Raw genomic sequence first — 19,044 nt, 5'->3', positions numbered from 1 at the left:
TCCCTTTTTGGTTATTGTCCTCTTGCCAGCTGCTGCAGCTTTTTCCGGTCCAGCACCTGCACGCCGCCCCGGAACAGCCGCACCCAGCCCTCCTGTGCAAAGTATTTCAGCATCCGGCTCACCACCTCGCGGGCGGAGCCCATATACTTTGCCATCTGGTCGTGGGTCATGCGCACCTCGTCGCCGCCGGTCTTGGCCAGCTCATCGGTGAGAAAAATGGCAAGCCTGCGGTCTGCGCTCATGAACAGCACCTGCTGCATGGTCCACATGCTGTCGGAAAAGCGCTCTGCCGTCATCTGATAGGCGTAGCAGCGCACATGCACGTTCTGCTGCATCAGCCTGCGGAAGATGCCCGCGCTGATGCAGTAGGCTTCGGTGTCCTCTTCGGCGTCGATATAGAGGTCGATGTTCACCGAGTCCATGACGCAGGAGGCCGACAGGATGCACACCTCCCCGCCGAACAGGCGGTAAAGGGTCACGTCCCGCCCGTCCTCCGAGAGCAGATAGGCCCGCAGCTGGCCCGAGCGCAGCAGCAGGATGCCCACACAGCTTTCCAGCGGGCTGTGCACCCTTGCCCCCTTTGCGTAGTGCACCGGCCGGGTGTAGCGGCAGAGCATCTCCTGCTCCTCCGGCGTCAGGTCGTTCCAGAAGGGAAAGCCTTTGGCAAGACAGCCACGGTGGTCGGTCGCTTTTTCCGTCATTCCATTCATCCTTTCCGCAGGGCCTTGGCGGCTTCGGTGCCAGCCTGTGCGCCCTCATACACGGCCTTTGCCACCTGCAGCAGGCCGCCGGTGCAATCGCCCGCCGCATACAGGCCGGGCACGGTGGTCTGCATCCGCGCATCCACAACGATGCGGTTCCCGTCCACCTCTGCGCCGATCTTCCTGGCCAGTGCGGTGCTGCCCGCCACACCCAGCGCCACAAATACACCGCTGACAGGCAGCTGCGCTCCGCCGGACAGCTGCACGCCGGTGACAACGGTTTCGCCCAGAACAGCTTCCACGGCCTGCGGACAGACTGTGACCTCCGACGGAAAGTCCGCCGTCAGCGGTGCGCCGTTGGTCAGCAGCGTGACGCTGCGCACCACCGGCAGCAGAGCCTGCGCCTCGTGCAGGGCGTACTCGCCGCTGCCCAGCACCGCCACGTCCTTTCCACGGTAGAAAAAGGCGTCGCAGGCGGCGCAATAGCTCACGCCGTGCCCCTCCAGCCCGGCAAGGCCCGGGATGCGCGGCACCGCCCGGGATGCGCCCGTGGCAAGGATCACAGCGTCCGCCGGGTAATTTTTATCCACTGTTTCTACGGCGAGTTTATCCGTATAGGTCAGGCCCACCGCTTCGGCCGTGACGAACTGCACGCCCAGACGTCTGGCGTTTTCCATGCTGCGGCGTTCCAGCTCCGCACCGGAAACAGGCTGGGCAAAGCCGTAGTAGTTTTCAATTTTTTCGGCGCGGTCAAGGGCACCGGGGCCTTTGGTGAGCACCGTGGTATCCACACCGGCGCGGACAGCGTACAGAGCAGCGGAAATGCCCGCCGGGCCGGAACCGACAATGATGATGCTGGGCATGGGGAACCCCCTCCTTCGGATGCATTTTTCTACAGTATACACCTTTTTTTGAAAAATTTCCGTGACCGGGTCGCAAAACATCGTTTTTTCGGACGGTCCTGCTCCGGTTCGCTGTCAGCGGATCGTCCCATGCACAAACGCACTGTCGTACAGGAATCTTCCTGCGCGGCAGCGCGCTTTTCTCTTTCTTCAGAACACCAGCTGCACCAGCAGCACATAGCACAGCGTACCGCCCGCGACACTGAGCAGGGTCTCATGCTTCCACTTGTGCAGGCCCACCGTCACCAGCAGGGCGATAGCCTCCGGAATGCCACGGCTGCCCGCAAAGGGGGTGACGCTTTTCAGGCAGTAGACGATCAGCATTCCAAAAATGGCTGCGGGCAGCACCCGGCCCAGATACCGCACCACCTCCGGCGGCTGCTGATCCTTGGAAGAGAACACCACAAAGGGCAGAAAGCGGGTGATCATGGTGGCGGCGGTGCACACTGCAATGGTCAGGCCCATCTGGACTGCGGTCATGCGCCCACCTCCTCGCCGCTTTTTTCTGCTTCGGTGCCTTCGGCTTTTTCAATGGGTTTACGCAGGGCCAGCAGCAGGATCAGGATGCATCCCATGGAGGGCAGCAGAAAGCTGCCGGAGCCAAAAACAGCCAGACACACCAGCGGGGCGGCAAGGCCGATCAGGGCGCTGTAGTGCTGCCGGTCCTTTTCCCACTGGTTGAGGAAGATCACCGTGAACATGGCGGTCATCACAAAGTCCACACCCTCGGTGCTGAAGGGCAGCACCGAACCCACCACCGCGCCAAGACCGGCGCTGAACACCCAGTAGCACTGATCCAGTAGGGTGATGAAGAACATGAACCAGCCCCTGTCCACCCCTTCCGGCGGCTCGGCCGAGCAGGTGATGGAAAAGGTCTCGTCGCTCATGGCAAAGATCATATAAAAGCTGCGCAGGCCGTAGCCCTTGTAGCGCTCCAGCATGGCAAGGCCGTAGAACAGATGCCGCGCCTGGATCATCAGCGCCATCAAAAAGGCCGAAAGGGGCGAGAACGCGCTCAGCAGCAGGCTTGCCAGCACAAATTCCAGCGAACCGCCGTAGACCACCGTGCCCATGAGCATGGGCATCCACACCGGCAGGCCCAGCGACTGCACATAAATGCCGTAGCCCATCCCCAGCACAAAATAGCCCGCCAGCACCGGGATGGTCTGCGGTGCGGCGGCGCGCAGTGCCCGCCATACGGTGCTCTGCCGCCTTGTCAGTTGTTGTCCGGTTGCATATTCCATTGGTCTTCCCTCAAAAAACAGCATAGGGGCCTTTGACCGCAGCCGCAGTGCTGCCGTCAAACCCACTTTTTCGATATGTAGATGTATGTATTATTATAGCAGGTTTCACGGCTTTTGCAAAGGTGTATCCGAAAACAAACAAGAAAATCAATTTTCCTCTAAAGGCTGGCAGCGGTGTGCGCCTCCTTCATCAGCCCGGTGTTCGAGCTGCCGGCCCTGTTCGGCTCCATGGCGCTGGGTCTGTTCGCCAGCTCGTCCAGCGGCAGCAAGGTAGTCAAGGGCGGCATCAAGGGCGTGCTGCCGGTGCTGGTCATCATGACAGTGCTCTTCCTCGCCGCACGCCTTGCAGGCTACGGCTCCGTGCTGGGCGGCCTTGTGGGCATCTTTATCATCGTGATGCTGCCCATCGGCATCCTGACCTCCTACGTACTGTGGAAGAAGGGCAAGATCCAGGTAGTGGATAAAGAGCAGAAATAACGATACGCAAAAAGCCCTCCCGGTCGCAGCGACCGGGAGGGTTTTTGCTTATTCTGCGTTCTTTTTGGGCAGATCCAGTTCCGGCATCAGCTCCTCGCTCACGATGGTGAGCATCTCTTCCAGCTTTGCGCAGTCCTCGGGGGAGAAACGTTCGCGGGCGCGCTCCACTACGGTGTGCAGGTAGGAATAGCTGATGTTGTAGTAATCGATATACTTCTGGGTAGGACGCAGGTTGTATTCGCGCCGGTCGGTGGTGGACTGGATCTTTTCCACATAGCCTTTTTTCACCAGACTGCCGATCTTATACGCCGCATTGGGGGTGGAGATCTGCATCATGCGGGAGAACTCCGCAATGGTAGGCTCGCCCATGGCCATGATGCCCTCCATACAGAAGGATTCCACCGTGGTCAACGTGGCTTCCCGGGTGGCAAAGCGCTGAAAAATGTTCTGGTAAAAGTGCAGCTTGAATTTGGTATATACGTCCTGAAATGCCTGTTCCAGCATGGGTCGTGCGCCTCCGATGGTTCATTTTCTTTCAGTATACCACATTTTGCACGCAGCGCAAAGGGAAATCACGGAGAAGCTGAACAGCCTTTTCAGGCCTGCTTCGTCTTTTTGGTGCGCAGGCGGATCACGTTCAGCACCGCCAGCTCCACCACAATGGCAACAGCCAGCAGGATCAGCGAGGTGAGCAGGCTGCCGTTGGCACCCAGAAAAGCCTGTGCAATGCCTGTAATGACATAGCACACTGCCGCGCAGGAAGCCGCCGTAATGGCGTAGGGCAGCTGGGTGGACACATGGTTCACATGGCTGCAGTGGGCACCGGCGGAGGCCATGATAGTGGTGTCCGAGATGGGGGAGCAGTGGTCGCCGCAGACGGCACCGGACAGGCAGGCCGCAATGGAAATGACCAGCATCTCACCCTCCGGGAAGGCATGGCACACGATGGGGATGAGGATGGAGAAGGTGCCCCAGGAAGTGCCGGTGGCAAAGGCAAGGAACACTGCCACAAGGAAGATGATGACCGGCAGCATGTACTGCAGGGCAGAAGCAGAGCCGCTCAGCAGGTTTGCAACATAGTACTTTGCACCCAGCAGGCCGGTCATGCCGGACAGGGTCCATGCGAGGGAGAGGATCAGCATGGGGCTGACCATGGCCTTGAAGCCCTCGGGGATGCAGGCGGCAAAGTCCTGAAAGGTCATCACGCTGCGCACGCGGTAGAACACAAAGGTGAACAGCAGGGCGATGCTGCTGCCCAGCACAAGGCCGGCAGAAGCGTTGCAGTCCGCAAAGGCGGTAACGAAGTCCACGCCCTCAAAGAAGCCGCCGGTGTAGATCATGCCAAAGATGCAGGCTGCGATCAGCACCAGCACCGGGGCGATCAGGTCCGCCACATGGCCGCAGGTGTCGGTGCCGTCGTCCACATCGTTGCCGTAGGGACGGTCCTCGGTGGTGAACAGGTCGCCGTTTTTCGCGTTGTCCTCGTTGAGCTTCATGGAGCCGAAGTCCGTGCCGGTGAAGATGAGGAACAGGCTCATCACAATGGTGAGCACGGCATAGTAGTTATAAGGAATGGTACGCAGGAACATGGTAAAGCCGTTGATGCCGGAGCCTTCGGGCACGCTGGAGGTGACCGCAGCCGCCCAGCTGGACACGGGTGCAATGATGCACACCGGGGCCGCAGTGGCGTCGATCAGGTAGGCCAGCTTTGCGCGGGACACCTTCTGCCGGTCGGTGACGGGGCGCATGACGGAGCCCACGGTCAGGCAGTTGAAGTAGTCGTCCACGAAGATCATCACGCCCAGCAGCAGGGTGGAAAACTGCGCACCGGCCCGGGAGTGGATGTGGGTGGAGGCCCAGCGGCCGAAGGCGGCCGAGCCGCCGGCCTTGTTCATCAGGGCCACCAGAATGCCCAGCATCACCAGAAAGATCAGGATGCCCACGTTGCTGCTGTCCGAGAGCTTGGCGACCATGCCGCCGTCTTCGTTGAAGAACAGGGTGTTGATGGCCAGTTCCAGATTGCCGTTGGCGTACAGCAGTGCACCGGACGCGATGCCCACCAGCAGGGAGGTGTACACCTCCTTGGTGTTCAGCGCCAGCACAATGGCGATCACCGGCGGCAGCAGCGAAAAGAGGGTGCTGTACACCGCACAGGTATAGGTGGACGGGTCCGCGATCTTGCCGGGCGTTGCCGCTGTGCACCACAGCAGCAGGGCAAACACCAGCAGAGCTGCGAACCATGAAAGGTTCTTGTTTTTCATAACGGATTCCTCTTTTTTCAAATTTCCGGGGATGCATACCCCTCTTTGCGCAGGAAAAACTATCCCCATCGAATGCAAAGGGAGGGGTGCGCCGCGCCGGATTATAAAGCGATGTATTTTGAGCTGTTCCGGGCCAGCGTGCAGGCCGCACAGCTTTTGCAGGCCGCGCAGCAGCAGGCCGAAAAACAGCTGCTGGAAGCAGACTTGCCGCCGATCCGATTGGATGAGAAGGAGGACGAGAAGTAAGCCGGCTCCTTCCGTCACGGCGTTGCCGTGCCAGCTTCCTCAGCGAGGACGGAAGGAGTTTTACCCCTTCTTTGCCTCTGCCTTGGCGGCGAACTTTGCGTCGTTTACCACAAAGCGCTCGTGGGTACCGCCGCCCACGGGGCCTTTTTCGTCGTGCAGGGCCACCTTGAAGGTGAGCTTGCGGCCTTCTACCGCCACCAGCTCGCTCTCGCAGGTCACGGTCATGCCCACGGGGGTGGGGGCGGTGTGCTCCAGCTCGAGCTTGGTGCCCACCGAGCCATTGCCTTCGCCCAGCGCGTCGGCCACGCTCATCCAGCAGGTCTTTTCAGCCAGCGCCACCAGTGCCGGGGTGGCAAACACCTCCAGCGTGCCGCTGCCCATGGTCTTTGCGGTATTGGCTGCGGTGACGAGCACGCTCTGTGCCCCGCGGATACCGGTTTCCAATGTCATATACTTTCCTCTCCTTTTGCGCGCCGTATGGCGCATTTTATTTTTGAACACCTTTATAAGATACCACATTTTGCACCAGAACGCACCCTGTTTTGCGCTTTTTTGTAAATTTCTCTTTTTCTTTTTGCGCAAACGGGCTGTCATGGAGTGGAAAGGGGGGCGTCCCGGCGCGGGGAAGTCTTTCCTCAAAGGGAGATGCCTTGGCAAAAAGATGTAGTTTGCGGGGACTGCCAAAGGCTCTCCCTTTGGGAGAGCTGGCAAGCCCGACAGGGATTGACTGAGAGGGTGAGGATGCTGACCGTGGGGGTGCAAAGCCTCCAATCTGCACCCTTATTGCGATTCAAAAACGCAAATTTCCTGCGTTTTAAGGCAAATTTCATCAATTCAGCGCAGATGTCCAAAATCTTTGAAAAAAGCCTTGACAAGGGGCATTCCGCGTGATACTATGAACACATGAACAGACGTTCATATGAATCCACTGCGAAAGGAGCTGTCCACATGCCTGAGACAAAAGACCCCGCGCCCGCCCTGCAGCCGGAAGGCCCGGATATGCCGGACGACGAGGTGCTGTACGAGCTGGCCGACCTGTTCCGGGTGTTCGGCGACTCCACCCGCATCAAGATCCTGTATGCACTGCACGACAACGAGCTGTGCGTGCAGGACATTGCAAATGCGGTGGCGCTGAGCCAGTCGGCGGTGAGCCATCAGCTGCGGGTGCTCAAGGATTCCAAGCTCGTGCGGTTCCGGCGCGAGGGCAAAACCGTTTACTACGCACTGGACGATGACCATGTGCGCAGCATCCTCTCCATGGGGATGGATCATATCGAAGAGTGATTCCAAGAAAGGCTGGTATTGACGATGAAGAAGAGCTACAAGATCGAAGTGGACTGCGCAAACTGCGCACAGAAGATGGAGGACGCTGCCAACAAGGTCGCAGGCGTGGCAAGTGCAACCGTCAGCTTCATGACCCAGAAGATGAAGGTGGAGTTTGCCGAGGGTGCAGACCCCCACGACACCATGGTGAACGTTCTGGCCGCCTGCAAGAAGGTGGAGGACGACTGCGAGATCTTTGACATCTAAGTGCATTTTCTCCCTTCAAAATGCCCCGCTCCCCTTCGGGGGAGTTTTTTATAGAGAATGTTTTTCGTGTTGAAAAAACAGACTGTTTTCAACAGTTTCCACCCAGTTTTCAACGTCCTTTGCGGAAAACTTGCAAAAGAAACGTGAAAAAGTGCTTTTCCGGCAGAAAAACTGCGTGGAAAACCCGGGTAAAACCGTGGAATATCCATTTTTATGGGGAAAAATTGTTGAAAAGTCCCCGCCTGCCGCAGCGCAGTGCGGCCCATGATCCCCCAAAAAAGGAGAGCTTTACTATGAATAAAAAGCAGAAAAAGAACCTGCAGCGCATCATCGCTGCGGTAGTTCTGGTGCTCATCCTCAAGCTGCTGCCCCAGTTCCCCACACCGGTGGAGCTGGCGCTGTACTGCATCCCGTACCTCGTGGTGGGCTGGGACGTGCTGCGCAAGGCACTGCTTGGCATCAAGAACCGCCAGCCCTTTGACGAGTGCTTCCTGATGGCCGTTGCCACCGTGGGTGCGTTTGCGCTGGGCGACTACATGGAGGGCTGCGCCGTCATCATCTTCTACCAGATCGGCGAGCTGTTCCAGAGCGTGGCCGTGGGCAAGAGCCGGCAGAGCATTTCCAGCTTAATGGACATCCGCCCGGACTACGCCAACATTGAGGGCGAGGACGGAAAACTGGAGCAGGTGGACCCGGACGACGTGGAGATCGGCACCGTGATCGTGGTGCAGCCCGGTGAGCGCGTGCCCATCGACGGCGTGATCGTGGAGGGCGCTTCTGCCCTGAACACCGCCGCCCTGACCGGCGAGAGCCTGCCCCGCGACGTGCAGACCGGTGACGAGGTCATCAGCGGCTGCGTAAACATGACCGGCCTGCTGAAGGTGAAAACCACCAAGGAATTCGGCGAATCCACCGTTTCCAAAATTCTGGACCTTGTGGAAAATTCCAGCATGAAGAAGGCCCGCGCCGAGAACTTCATCACCCGGTTTGCCCGCGTGTACACCCCCGCCGTGTGCTACAGCGCACTGGCTCTGGCCTTTATCCCGCCGGTGGTGCTGCTGCTCATGGGTCAGCCCGCCCGCTTTGGCGACTGGGTCTACCGTGCACTGACCTTTCTGGTCATCAGCTGCCCCTGCGCACTGGTCATCAGCATCCCCCTGAGCTTCTTTGGCGGCATCGGCGGTGCATCTGCCTGCGGTATTCTGGTCAAGGGTTCCACCTATCTGGAAGAGCTGGCCCGCACCGGCATCGTTGTGTTCGACAAGACCGGCACCCTGACCCAGGGCACCTTTAAGGTGACCGGCATCCACCCCGCAGAGGGCACCACGGAACAGCAGCTGCTGGAAGCTGCCGCGCTGGCCGAGAGCTGGTCCAAGCATCCCATCTCCCTGAGCATCAAGACCGCTTACGGCAGGGAGATCGATCCGAACCGCGTCACCGACGTGCAGGAGCTGGGCGGCCACGGTGTCACCGCAAAGGTGGACGGCAGGACCGTTGCTGCCGGCAACGCCCGCCTGATGGAAAAGCTGGGCCTGAACGTCCCCGCCGTCAGCGAGACGGGCACCCTTGTACATGTTGCCATTGAGGGCAGGTACGCGGGCTATCTGCTGATCGCCGATGTGGTGAAGCCCCACAGCGCACAGGCCATCCGGGGCCTGAAGGACGCCGGTGTGCGCAAGACCGTCATGCTGACCGGCGACGCCGAGCCCGTGGCAAAGGCCGTTTCCGCAGAGCTGGGTCTGGATGAATACCATGCAGGCCTGCTGCCGGGCGACAAGGTAGACCAGATCGAAACGCTGCTCGCCGCAAAGCGGCCCAAAGAGAACCTCGCCTTTGTGGGCGACGGCATCAACGATGCGCCCGTTCTGTCCCGTGCCGATGTGGGCATCGCCATGGGTGCGCTGGGCTCCGATGCCGCCATTGAGGCCGCAGACGTGGTGCTGATGGACGACGACCCGGCCAAGATCGCGCTGGCCATGCGCATTGCCCGCCGCACCCTGCGCATCGTGTACCAGAACATCGTGTTTGCACTGGCCATCAAGTTTGCCTGCCTTGTGCTGGGCGCGGTCGGCATGGCCAGCATGTGGACCGCCATCTTTGCCGATGTGGGCGTGATGGTGCTGGCTGTGCTCAACGCCACCCGTGCCCTGTACACCAAGGACCTTGCCCGGAAAAACGAACCGTAAGGCCCGTCCTGTTTTATAACAACTCTGCCGTGCATCCTGCAAAGGGTCCACGGCATTTTTTTATCCGGCGCACAGCGGCCCCATCCGGTCTTCCGCAGCGGCTGCATGATGGCTGCGCGCGCTGCGCTGTGAGAGACGCAGGATGCCGGCTTTCATGCACCAAAATCCCGCTCCATGGCTGGAACTTCCGCAATTCCGATTTCTTCCGGAAATGATTGCTCTTTCGCCGAGAACGTGGTAAAATGGAAATCTAACACTCAAAAAATGCACATTTTTATCAAGGTGTATCTGAAGCATCAAAAATTCAGTCTATTTCTACATAAAGGGGCCGTTTGGGGCAGCGTTTTCGGAAGAGCAGGTGTTTTGTGCTCGGTTGGAAGCGTTTTCGTAAGCAGAGTGCACCGAATGGATATGGGCAAAAAGGCCGTTCCGGCAGTGTGCACTGCTTACGAAAACGGTTCTCCGTTCAAAACAAGAGGAAGGATGGAAATATGAAGCTGTTTTCCTACCTGTCTGTGGCGGTGCTGCTTCTAAGCAGCATCGCACTTGCAGCGTACTCCCCGGATCTGCTCTCAGCGCTGATCGTTGGTCTTATGTGCATCATTGCACTGGCCGGGTGCATTCACGGCCTTTTACCGACCATCTCCATTACGAGCGGTCTGCTGAACGGCCAAAAAAGCATCCGCAAGGCGTCTGAGACCGAAGGCAGCTCCGCATGGGTCGCGGCCCTGCAGATCGAACGCTTTTTTCAGCAGAAGACGCTGGACGGACTGTTTGAGGAATATCGTGAAAAAGTGCAGCATCAGCGTGAGACCGGGCAGATCGTCAGCGATCTTGACGAAGTGCTCAATGAAGATGTGCTGGCGCTGCACACATGGAAAGGCGTCATCGCGCAGCTGCCCGGCACCCTGACCGGTCTGGGCATCCTTGGCACCTTCGTGGGTCTGCTGCTGGGCCTGCGGGGCATCAGCTTCGTCACGGTGGAAGCCGCACTGGGCAGCGTGCAGTCCATTCTGGCCGGCATCAACACGGCATTCTACACCTCTATTGCAGGCGTGATCCTGTCGATCCTCTTCAACATCACAAACAATGTCCTGCGCACTATCATGAATCGTGAGACCGGGCTGTTTCTGGAAGAATTCCACAAGTCGGTCATTCCCACCACCGACGAGCAGGCGCGCTACAGCAGCCGCCGCGAAGTGCGGCAGATTCTGGAACTGCTGGAGCGCCTGCCCAGAAATGCAGGCAACGGCGTTCTGAGCCGCGAGACGGTGCAAAGTGCGGGCCTCAACGAGCGCGTACTGATGCCGCAGATCCTGGACGGCCTGCGCAAGAACGAGTTCACCTTCTTCCTGCAGCCCCGATATGATCTGAACACCCGCAGGGTGGTCGGTGCCGAAGCACTGGTGCGCTGGAACCACCCGGTGCTGGGCGTGATCTCGCCCGCCGTGTTCATCCCGGTGCTGGAAAACAATGGTTACATCACCAAGTTGGACCAGTACATCTGGGAGGAAGTGTGCAAGACCATCCGGGTGTGGATCGATGCGGGAGTCCGCCCGGTCCCCATCGCGGTCAATGTCACAAAGACGGATATTCTGGCCATCGATGTGGCGGAGTTTTTCTCCGAAATGCTCAAAAAGTACCGTATCCCGCCAAAATATCTGAACATCGATATTGCAAAGTCTGCCTATCTGGAGACCCATGGTGCGCTGAGCGATACGGAAGCGCAGCTGCAGCAGATGGGCTTCCGGGTGATATTGGACGGCTTTGACGGCGACTATGTGGAACTGAGCGCACTGGGCGGCTTTGGCACCGACCTGCTCAAGTTGGATCTGCGCAGCGCTGCGCTGCAGAATAAGACCGATGTGCTGCCCGGTATTTTTGCACAGGCCCGCACGCTCCGGCTGAATCTGCTGGCCGAGGGCATTGAAAGCACCGAGCAGCTGAACGTGCTGCGCAAAGCCGGCTGCACCGAAGGGCAGGGATACCTCTTCTCCCGTCCGCTGTCGGTGGATGAATTTGTCAGGATCCTGAAAGTGGGGCACTCCGGATGAAAACGAGAAAACGCAGACAGGATCCGGATGCAGAATACAATTTCTGGCAGCCGGCTACCGATATGATGAGCGCCCTTGTGTATGTGCTGCTTCTGATCATTGCACTGCTGGGCCTTTATCTTCTGAGCGATTACACCGGCCTCGAAGAGCCCTCCTCTTCCAGTGAGGAGGCCGCGTCCAGCGGCTGGCATGACGATGACTACGACGGCTGGCACGATGGCGGTGCCGATGATGACCCCGGCGATGGCGACGGCGACGGACGATACGATCAGCAGATCATCCAGACCGGCGGCGGTGGCGGCGGCTACGACGAGGACGGCGTTAAGGCCGCCGTGTTTGCCGAGCTGATCGATGAAGAGACCGAGCGGCGCATTCAGGAAGCCGGTGTGCGCTTTGAGCTGTACCGCACGGATACGGCCCATCTGATAAACGGCAGCCTGCAGACCCTGAATACCTACTACCCGGAAAAGATCAGCTACCGGGAGTATGAGACCACCGGGGAAGGCACCTTCTATCTGCCGGAAAAGATCTGGCAGGGCAGCTACTACTTCCATCAGCTCAGTGAGCCGGAAGGATACGATGCGGCAGCGGACACCTACTACGATGTGGACCGCATGTACGACTGGCCGGAGCCTTATATCGTGCAGATCCGGGTAGCTCCCTGCAAAAACATCATCCGGCTGCAGATGAACGATGCCGAAACCCAGCAGCCTGTAGGTGGCGGCACCTTCCGGGTGATCGCAGCCGAAGATATCATCACAAAGGATGGCACGGTGCGCTATACGCAGGGTCAGCAGGTGGATACCATCACCTGTGACGAAACCGGCTACGGCGAAAGCGTGGAATTGTATCTTGGCAAGTACACGGTGCAGCAGCAGTCGTCCCCCAACTACTACACCACCATGCAGCAGGATCTGGATGCAGAAGTGGAAAAGAAGAACGGCAGCGACCCGGAGCTGCACAAGATCGATACCGAAAAGACCAAGATCATTCTGAACGTCACGGACGAGCTTACCTCCTCTGCTCTGGAGGGTGCAGTCTTTACGGTGACCAACCGGCGCACCGGCACCACCCAGACGGTGGCGACCGATGGGGCGGGCCAGATCCGTCTGACCGATCTGGATAAGAGCACGACCTATCTCATCCGCGAACAGCAGGCACCGGAAAACTACCGTCCGGATGACACGGACCACACGGTGACCGTCGCTGCGGACGGCCGCATTGACGGTGCAGGCAGCACAACGCTGGACATCACCAACCGGCTCCTGCGGGTATCCATCTCTGCCGTGGATATGGTGCTGCGCAGCAATACGGAGGGCGAACAGCTCTCCCTGTACAACGAGCAGGATCAGCTGATCCGGAGCTGGACGTCCAGCGATTCCGGCCAGCTGTTCACCGATCTGACCGAGGGCAGCTACTATGTGGTACGCGGCAAGGCAGATTCTGCAAATGCCCGGAAATATCCCTTCACTGTACAGGATACTGCAAGTACGCAGAACTGGACCGTGCCGGTGTTTACGCTGCGCAGTGCGGTGGCTCTGGCCGTTCTGGCTGTGGTCGCCGTCGGTGCGGTCTGGCTGCTGGTGTTCCTGTGGGGCATCCTTGCACGCCGCCGCAAGGCGCGGAAAGCTGCTGCAGCTCAGGACGAGACCCTCGACCAGAGCGAAAATAAATCGTAAAGGTGGTGAGAAACAATGGACAATGACGAGATCCGCATCAGTGACCTGCTGTACACCGTCTTCAAGCACCGGAAGACGATCCTTGTGCTGGGCCTGCTGGGCTTTTTCTGCGGATTCGTGTTCAGCGGCGTCTCCTTTCTGCGGAACAGCCGTACCAACTACGCGGTCAATTGTTCCGTTGCGATCACCTCCCAACCCTCTGCAGACGGCGTTGTAAACAATAATTCTGATTACCTGAGTTCAAACACCTTTTATCAGACCCTGGATATGATGGACGCCGCGACCTTTGTGATGAAGAGCGAGCGCACCCTGCAGACTGCCATTGATCATTCGGGCCTTGTATCGGTCACAACACAGGACGTGTCTCAGAATCTGCAGGTGAGCCGCTACAATGAGACGCAGGTGCTGCTGCTTACCTTGACCTGGAACAATGCCGAGGCCGGTGTCCAGCTGATGAATGCACTGGTGGATGCCATCAAGGAGATCCTGCCGGAAACGCTGATGATGGGCTCTGTGGCCATGATCGATGCTCCGGAAGCAGCTTCTACAACGGGCGGCGGTGCCGGCCAGTATGTCCGCCTGTGGGTAATCTTCTGTGTGCTGGGTCTGGCCGCCGGTGCGGGTCTGGCGGTGCTGGAGTTTTTCCTGCGGCCCACCCTGCTGAATGTGAAAGACGTGGAGGACGTCCTGAAGCTCGAAACGCTGGGCAGCATCCCCAAGGACAACAGCTACTTCCAGAAGAACATGCAGCTGTTGAGCGAAACACACCGTGCAGATGCCGATGCCGTGCAGAACTTTGCTTCGGCCGCGCATATCCTGATCAATCGGTTCGGCACCACGGCAGAGCCGCACTGGTTCTATGTGACTTCGGCTGAGGATGGAGAAGGCAAGAGCACGGTGGCGGCCAATCTGGCCCTGCAGCTGTCCGATATGGAAAAGCGCACCCTGCTGCTGGATCTGAACACCCGTGCTCCCCGCCTGGGCGGAATGTTTTTACAGGATCTGCCGTACAGCCGGACGCTGAATGCCCTGTACAAAGGCGAATCTGCCGAGCCGGAAGCGGTTATTTCGCTGACCGGCTATCTGGACCTTCTGCCGATGGTTCTGGAACCCGATGCGGTGCCGCTGGATGCCGCCCTGTTCGACTTTTTGAAACCGATCATGGAGCCCTACGAGTATGTCATCATTGATGCTTCCTCGGTGGGACGTTCCTCGGATGTGCTGCGCCTGAACCAGCTGGCAGACCATGCGCTGTTCGTTGTGCGTCACGATGCCACCCCGCTGTCTGTCATACAGGATACCATTGAAAAGCTGAACAAGTCCGGTGTGCAGCTGCTGGGCTGTGTGGTCAACGAAGTGCAGTCGCTGGAAATCTTTCCGCTCCATCCGGAGCACGTCGCAGCTCCCATCCGGAAGAAAAAGAAAAAACCGGAGAATGCCGACAGCCCGCTGCCGGAGGACCTGCTCCGTCCGGCAGATTCCGCGCTGGAGCCGACATGGAAACCGGCAGGAGATGGCCGAAGCGTGATGGACGAGCTGACCGATGATCTGCAGCGCAGCCAGAATACCCGGAGCGATGATGAGATCATGTGGGAGCTGCTCCGCATGGGAAAAGACGGCAGCTGGAAGCGGCCAGAGCGGAAGCCGACAGCGGACAGCAGCACTGCCCAGCCGCCGCAGTCCGTTCCGGATGCGCTGCCGACTTCGGGGTCAGCTCCAACCCCCCAGCCTGTGACGGAAACGCCGCCTGCACCCGTGCCAGCGGAGAAGCCGAAACCCGTACAGCCGAAACCCGTACAGCCGAAACCCGTACAGCCGGAACCCGAAACGGAGTCCAAGGCCGGTCTGCTCCCCTGGACCGAGCCGGAACCCGAACCAAAGCCAGAGAAGAAGCGCAGCCGTGCACCGAAGCCGGCTGCGGCACCCAAGCACGGCAAAGCATCCAGCCGCAGCGGACTGGGGCTCTGGGGCAAAAAACCGAAGCACTGAGAACCGAAAAGAGACAAAAAGCCCACAGGTCAGATGGAATTCCGGCCTGTGGGCTTTTGCAATATTCGTGCAGGTTCTGTTCCGGTTTAGCGGCAGACCGGGTCGGCGGCATCGTAAAGGGCCTGCGCCATACGGCTGGCATCCTCCGGGGTCATCAGGTCCTGCACCACGCTGCGGACGGCAGTGCCTACTGCAAATTCGTATTTCGGGATGGAGAACCGCTCCGGGGTCTGGTTTATCACCCCACGCTGTCCCAATCCAAAGCTCTTTTTGGAAGTGTTCATCCACGGGAAGATATGGGAAACGTTCTGGTTCGGTTTGACCCGGAGCTGTTTATGGACCGCTATTCCCTCACCGGCGAGGATCGCAGGCTGATCCGCAACGAGGTGTTCCGCTCGGTGGAGTGGACCATGCTGGACCGGGGCGTGATCGACGAGGAGATCGCAGAGCAGCGCATCCTGCCCCGCCTGCCGGAGCGTCTGCACGATGCAGCCCGCGGGCTGATCGAAACGTGGGATGACCCCATCGTGCCGGTGGAGGGAATGCTGGAGCTTTTGCAGGCACTGAAAGCAAAGGGCTACCGGCTCTACCTGCTTTCCAACGCTGCCACCCGCCAGCCCATCTACTGGGCACGGGCAGAGGCCAGCAAGCTGATGGACGGTGCCCTGATCTCCGCAGAGGTCAAGCTGCTGAAGCCCGACCCGCAGATCTACCGCACCTTCCTGCGCAAGTTCGCCCTTCGCCCGGAGGAATGCGTCTTTATTGACGATACGCCCATCAACGTGGAGGGCGCACTCTACGAAAATATGGCAGGCATCGTGTTCAACATGGATGTTGCTGCCCTTGCCCAGAGCCTGCACGCTCTGGGCGTGGAATGGTAAGGTTTTGATTGGAGAAATGCTTATGATGATCTGGATCGGTTTGATGCTTTTGATTTGTGCCGGATTCTCCGCTTATGCGGGGGCATCCCAGTTGGAACAGGCAAAACAGCGTGCGAAGTGTTCTCTGGACGCTTTCACGGAACGAAGAAACGGGGTAAGCTGCATCTGTCTGACGATCCTGTTCGTGATCCTTGGAATCGGTATCAATCTGTGACAGCGCATTTCTCCCGTCCCTGTTTGCTTCTTCCAAAGCCGGTTGATGGATTTGTTATGGCTCCCCATCGCTGCAGCAGTCCACAGGCGGTTTTGAAAGATAAATCTCCTTCATTTTCTGCTTAACGGCAGCAATAAGAGCGGGGCCTTGCAAAAGGCTCCGCTCTTGTTGTTGCAGCATAGCATTCCTGCAATCATCACGCTTCCGTGATGGCTACACCCTCCTACGATGCAGGCAAGGGTTTGGGATTTCCCAACAAGCCCTGCTTGCTGCGAATGCAAACGCTTTTTTGAATTGCAAAATGATTTTTCAGTTGCTATACTGGGCTTATCAAAGTTTTTTCGGGAGGATGCCGCTATGACTGCACAGACAATGCAAATCGAGAACAGGCCTTGCCGCATTTACGGCGAAGCCCATGCAGAATACCTGCTGCTCCAAATGACCGGCGAGCACGAGCTGCAAAGCATGGAAAGCGAGGTTGCCGCTATTGCACAGAGTGCGCACCACTTTCTGTTTGCGGCCATCCCGGTGGAGAGCTGGAACGATGCACTTTCTCCGTGGAAGTCTCCTGCCGTGTGGGGGAAGCAGGGTTTCGGTGGCAATGCTGCGGACACCCTGCGCTTTCTGACAGAACAGGTCATCCCCACGCTGAAACAACAGTTTGAACTCTCGGAGAACGTCAAAATCATTCTGGGCGGCTACTCGCTGGCGGGATTGTTTTCGCTGTGGGCATCCACCCAGACCGATTTGTTCCACGGTGTCGCCGCTGCATCTCCCTCGGTGTGGTTCCCGGGCTGGATGGAGTTTGAACAGCGGCACCCGATGCAGACGCAGCACATTTATCTGAGCCTTGGTGACAAGGAAGAGCACACGAAAAACGCCGTCATGGCTGCGGTGGGGGATCATATCCGTGCCCTGTACAGCCGACTTGCAGAGCGCGGCGCAGACTGCACCCTTGAATGGAACAGCGGCGGGCACTTCAAGGATGCCGATTTGCGCACGGCGAAAGCATTTCGGTGGGTGATGGCGGAACACGCATGACCATTTTGATCGATGCCGATTCTCCCGCGGGCTAAGCAACAGCCCGCAGGGCTGATTGCTTGCGGTCTGCGGACCGCCGCCCTGTTCTCATCCTCACCATCTAGCCGCAAAAAAGGCACCAGCCTGAGCTGATGCCTTTTGTTGGCGGAGATTTTCTTCTTTGAAATACCAAACGAACATTGCCGGCATATCCAAGATACGTTTTACCTGCCCTGCAATTTCCCTTATAATAGCACCGCAGTCTTGAAACAGCTGCAATATTCCCATATCACAAAGGAGGCTTTCCGGTATGGGACAACGGCAAAGTGAGATCATCAAAAATCACATGGAAGTCTACTGGCACGACTATGCGTCGGCCAGCAAGGGCGTCCCCATTACCGAGGCGGGGCTTGTGGAAAAAGCCTCCGTCATTGGACGCACCGGGCTGATGCTGCTGGAATGCGGCACCGGCGCATGGCGTGTCCGAAGCTCCATGAACACCCTTTCGCGGGAGCTGGGAGTCACAACAACAGCGGACATCGGCCTGTTGTCCATTGAGTTCACCTGCTTTGACGGTGACCAGTGTTATACCCAGTCACTCTGTCTGACAAATACGGGCGTGAATACCTCCCGGCTGAACCGACTGGAGCATTTCGTCAACGACTTCGACCGGGAAGGAAAATTTATGACCGGCGAAGAGCTGCACAGCCACCTCGATGAGATCGAGCGCATCCACGGCTTGTATTCGCCCATCGCACTGGGCTTTGCAGCTGCACTGGCCTGCGGCTGCTTCACCTTTCTGCTTGGCGGCGGCATTGTGGAAATGCTGTGTGCCTTTTGCGGTGCAGGTATCGGCAACTTTGTACGGTGCAAGCTGACAAAGCACCATTTCACCCTGTTTCTGGGCATTACGGCGTCGGTCTGTTCAGCAAGCCTCGTGTATGCCATCCTGCTGAAGCTGGCAGAGGTGCTGTTTGCCGTATCGGCGCAGCACGAGGCGGGGTATATCTGCTCCATGCTCTTCATCATTCCGGGCTTTCCGTTCATTACCAGCGGCATCGACCTTGCCAAGCTGGATATGCGCTCCGGGCTGGAACGTCTGGCCTACGCCGTCCTCATCATTCTGGTGGCAACCATGACGGCTTGGATCATGGCACTGCTGCTGCATTTGCAGCCGGTGCAGTTCCCTGCCCTGAGCCTGACACTCCCGGAAGAGATCGTGTTCCGGCTGCTGGCAAGTTTTGGCGGTGTGTTCGGCTTTTCGCTCATGTTCAACAGTCCCCGGAACCTGGCAGTCTGCGCTGCCCTTATCGGTGCGGTAACGAACACGTTCCGGCTGGAGCTGGTGAGCCTTGCGGGCTTTCCACCCGCTGTTGCAGCGTTTCTGGGCGCACTGCTGTCCGGATTGCTGGCCTCCTGCCTGAAGAGCGCCGCCGGTTATCCCCGCATCTCCGTCACCGTGCCGTCCATCGTTATCATGGTACCGGGACTGTATTTCTACCGTGCCATCTATAATCTGGGCATCCTGTCTCTGATGGATTCCGCCACATGGTTTGCAGATGCCATTCTCATCATCGTGGCACTGCCGTTAGGGCTGATCTTCGCCCGTATTGTCACTGACAAGACTTTCCGTTATTGCACCTGATGTGCAGCATTTCCA

At 58.5% G+C, this 19,044-nt stretch carries 21 protein-coding genes; 12 read left to right on the top strand and 9 right to left on the bottom strand.

Annotation, left to right across the window (positions count from 1 at the left end):
* Positions 1 to 11: 11 nt before the first annotated feature.
* The 4 genes from ACKXF9_RS03195 to ACKXF9_RS03180 form a co-directional block, all read right to left on the bottom strand.
* Positions 12 to 701 carry a Crp/Fnr family transcriptional regulator gene (locus ACKXF9_RS03195; protein WP_348584288.1) on the bottom strand — a complete coding sequence of 230 codons (690 nt, stop codon included), beginning with the start codon at positions 699 to 701 and terminating at the stop codon, positions 12 to 14.
* 5 nt (positions 702 to 706) lie between these two features.
* On the bottom strand, positions 707 to 1,564 hold the full coding sequence (locus tag ACKXF9_RS03190) for an NAD(P)/FAD-dependent oxidoreductase (RefSeq protein WP_418265278.1): 858 nt from the start codon (positions 1,562 to 1,564) through the stop codon (positions 707 to 709).
* Between the two features lie 189 nt (positions 1,565 to 1,753).
* Positions 1,754 to 2,083 carry a branched-chain amino acid transporter permease gene (locus tag ACKXF9_RS03185; RefSeq protein WP_291012481.1) on the bottom strand — a complete coding sequence of 110 codons (330 nt, stop codon included), beginning with the start codon at positions 2,081 to 2,083 and terminating at the stop codon, positions 1,754 to 1,756.
* The gene (locus ACKXF9_RS03180) at positions 2,080 to 2,847 is read right to left on the bottom strand and encodes an AzlC family ABC transporter permease (protein ID WP_418265277.1); all 768 of its coding nucleotides are present in this window, start codon (positions 2,845 to 2,847) and stop codon (positions 2,080 to 2,082) included. The genes ACKXF9_RS03185 and ACKXF9_RS03180 overlap by 4 nt, the downstream gene beginning before the upstream one ends.
* 174 nt (positions 2,848 to 3,021) lie before the next feature.
* On the opposite strand from ACKXF9_RS03180, the gene ACKXF9_RS03175 reads away from it, so the two are divergent.
* Complete coding sequence (locus ACKXF9_RS03175; protein ID WP_418265276.1) at positions 3,022 to 3,324, top strand: hypothetical protein; 303 nt, start codon at positions 3,022 to 3,024, stop codon at positions 3,322 to 3,324.
* Positions 3,325 to 3,372: 48 nt separating this feature from the next.
* Here the strand turns inward: ACKXF9_RS03175 and ACKXF9_RS03170 are convergent, their stop codons facing one another.
* Positions 3,373 to 3,828, bottom strand: coding sequence for a MarR family winged helix-turn-helix transcriptional regulator (locus tag ACKXF9_RS03170; RefSeq protein ID WP_418265275.1), 456 nt, complete (start codon positions 3,826 to 3,828; stop codon positions 3,373 to 3,375).
* A 92-nt stretch (positions 3,829 to 3,920) separates the two neighbouring features.
* Positions 3,921 to 5,585, bottom strand: a complete 1,665-nt coding sequence (locus ACKXF9_RS03165) for a Na+/H+ antiporter NhaC family protein (RefSeq protein ID WP_418265274.1) — start codon at positions 5,583 to 5,585, stop codon at positions 3,921 to 3,923.
* A 72-nt stretch (positions 5,586 to 5,657) separates the two neighbouring features.
* Between ACKXF9_RS03165 and ACKXF9_RS03160 the strand changes: the two genes are divergently transcribed.
* On the top strand, positions 5,658 to 5,831 hold the full coding sequence (locus ACKXF9_RS03160; protein ID WP_339394529.1) for a hypothetical protein: 174 nt from the start codon (positions 5,658 to 5,660) through the stop codon (positions 5,829 to 5,831).
* A gap of 60 nt (positions 5,832 to 5,891) precedes the next feature.
* Here the strand turns inward: ACKXF9_RS03160 and ACKXF9_RS03155 are convergent, their stop codons facing one another.
* On the bottom strand, positions 5,892 to 6,281 hold the full coding sequence (locus ACKXF9_RS03155) for a thioesterase family protein (protein WP_418265273.1): 390 nt from the start codon (positions 6,279 to 6,281) through the stop codon (positions 5,892 to 5,894).
* Positions 6,282 to 6,779: 498 nt separating this feature from the next.
* On the opposite strand from ACKXF9_RS03155, the gene ACKXF9_RS03150 reads away from it, so the two are divergent.
* The 6 genes from ACKXF9_RS03150 (at position 6,780) to ACKXF9_RS03125 (ending at position 15,269) form a co-directional block, all read left to right on the top strand.
* Positions 6,780 to 7,115, top strand: a complete 336-nt coding sequence (locus ACKXF9_RS03150) for an ArsR/SmtB family transcription factor (protein WP_249237749.1) — start codon at positions 6,780 to 6,782, stop codon at positions 7,113 to 7,115.
* A gap of 24 nt (positions 7,116 to 7,139) precedes the next feature.
* Positions 7,140 to 7,361, top strand: coding sequence for a cation transporter (locus tag ACKXF9_RS03145; RefSeq protein ID WP_249238732.1), 222 nt, complete (start codon positions 7,140 to 7,142; stop codon positions 7,359 to 7,361).
* A 293-nt stretch (positions 7,362 to 7,654) separates the two neighbouring features.
* A complete protein-coding gene (locus tag ACKXF9_RS03140; RefSeq protein WP_418265272.1) occupies positions 7,655 to 9,547 on the top strand; it encodes a heavy metal translocating P-type ATPase in 1,893 nt (630 codons plus the stop codon).
* 491 nt (positions 9,548 to 10,038) lie between these two features.
* Positions 10,039 to 11,601, top strand: a complete 1,563-nt coding sequence (locus ACKXF9_RS03135) for an EAL domain-containing protein (RefSeq protein ID WP_418265271.1) — start codon at positions 10,039 to 10,041, stop codon at positions 11,599 to 11,601.
* Entirely contained in the window at positions 11,598 to 13,280 is a 1,683-nt protein-coding gene (locus ACKXF9_RS03130; protein ID WP_418265270.1) for an MSCRAMM family protein, read from the top strand. Before ACKXF9_RS03135 ends, ACKXF9_RS03130 begins: the two co-directional genes overlap by 4 nt.
* A 15-nt stretch (positions 13,281 to 13,295) precedes the next feature.
* A complete protein-coding gene (locus tag ACKXF9_RS03125; RefSeq protein WP_418265269.1) occupies positions 13,296 to 15,269 on the top strand; it encodes a hypothetical protein in 1,974 nt (657 codons plus the stop codon).
* An 86-nt stretch (positions 15,270 to 15,355) separates the two neighbouring features.
* Here ACKXF9_RS03125 and ACKXF9_RS03120 read toward each other — a convergent pair whose 3' ends face one another.
* Positions 15,356 to 15,553 carry a hypothetical protein gene (locus ACKXF9_RS03120; RefSeq protein ID WP_418265268.1) on the bottom strand — a complete coding sequence of 66 codons (198 nt, stop codon included), beginning with the start codon at positions 15,551 to 15,553 and terminating at the stop codon, positions 15,356 to 15,358.
* A gap of 12 nt (positions 15,554 to 15,565) precedes the next feature.
* Here ACKXF9_RS03120 and ACKXF9_RS03115 point away from each other — a divergent pair, with 12 nt between their 5' ends.
* From ACKXF9_RS03115 to ACKXF9_RS03105, 3 genes are all read left to right on the top strand, one after another.
* Positions 15,566 to 16,150 (top strand): HAD family hydrolase, encoded by a 585-nt coding sequence (locus tag ACKXF9_RS03115; RefSeq protein ID WP_418265267.1) that lies wholly within the window; start codon positions 15,566 to 15,568, stop codon positions 16,148 to 16,150.
* Between the two features lie 22 nt (positions 16,151 to 16,172).
* Entirely contained in the window at positions 16,173 to 16,364 is a 192-nt protein-coding gene (locus tag ACKXF9_RS03110) for a hypothetical protein (RefSeq protein WP_418265266.1), read from the top strand.
* A 372-nt stretch (positions 16,365 to 16,736) separates the two neighbouring features.
* Positions 16,737 to 17,405 (top strand): alpha/beta hydrolase, encoded by a 669-nt coding sequence (locus ACKXF9_RS03105; protein WP_418265863.1) that lies wholly within the window; start codon positions 16,737 to 16,739, stop codon positions 17,403 to 17,405.
* 93 nt (positions 17,406 to 17,498) lie between these two features.
* Here the strand turns inward: ACKXF9_RS03105 and ACKXF9_RS03100 are convergent, their stop codons facing one another.
* Positions 17,499 to 17,672 carry a hypothetical protein gene (locus tag ACKXF9_RS03100; protein WP_418265265.1) on the bottom strand — a complete coding sequence of 58 codons (174 nt, stop codon included), beginning with the start codon at positions 17,670 to 17,672 and terminating at the stop codon, positions 17,499 to 17,501.
* 22 nt (positions 17,673 to 17,694) lie between these two features.
* Here ACKXF9_RS03100 and ACKXF9_RS03095 point away from each other — a divergent pair, with 22 nt between their 5' ends.
* A complete protein-coding gene (locus ACKXF9_RS03095) occupies positions 17,695 to 19,029 on the top strand; it encodes a threonine/serine ThrE exporter family protein (RefSeq protein ID WP_177801292.1) in 1,335 nt (444 codons plus the stop codon).
* The last annotated feature ends 15 nt before the right edge of the window (positions 19,030 to 19,044 follow it).

The organism is Faecalibacterium sp. 9 (genome assembly GCF_048320955.1).
GTDB lineage: Bacteria > Bacillota > Clostridia > Oscillospirales > Ruminococcaceae > Faecalibacterium > Faecalibacterium wellingii.
The sequence above is the reverse complement of the archived record's forward strand: the minus strand, read 5'-3'. Positions and strand labels throughout refer to the sequence as shown.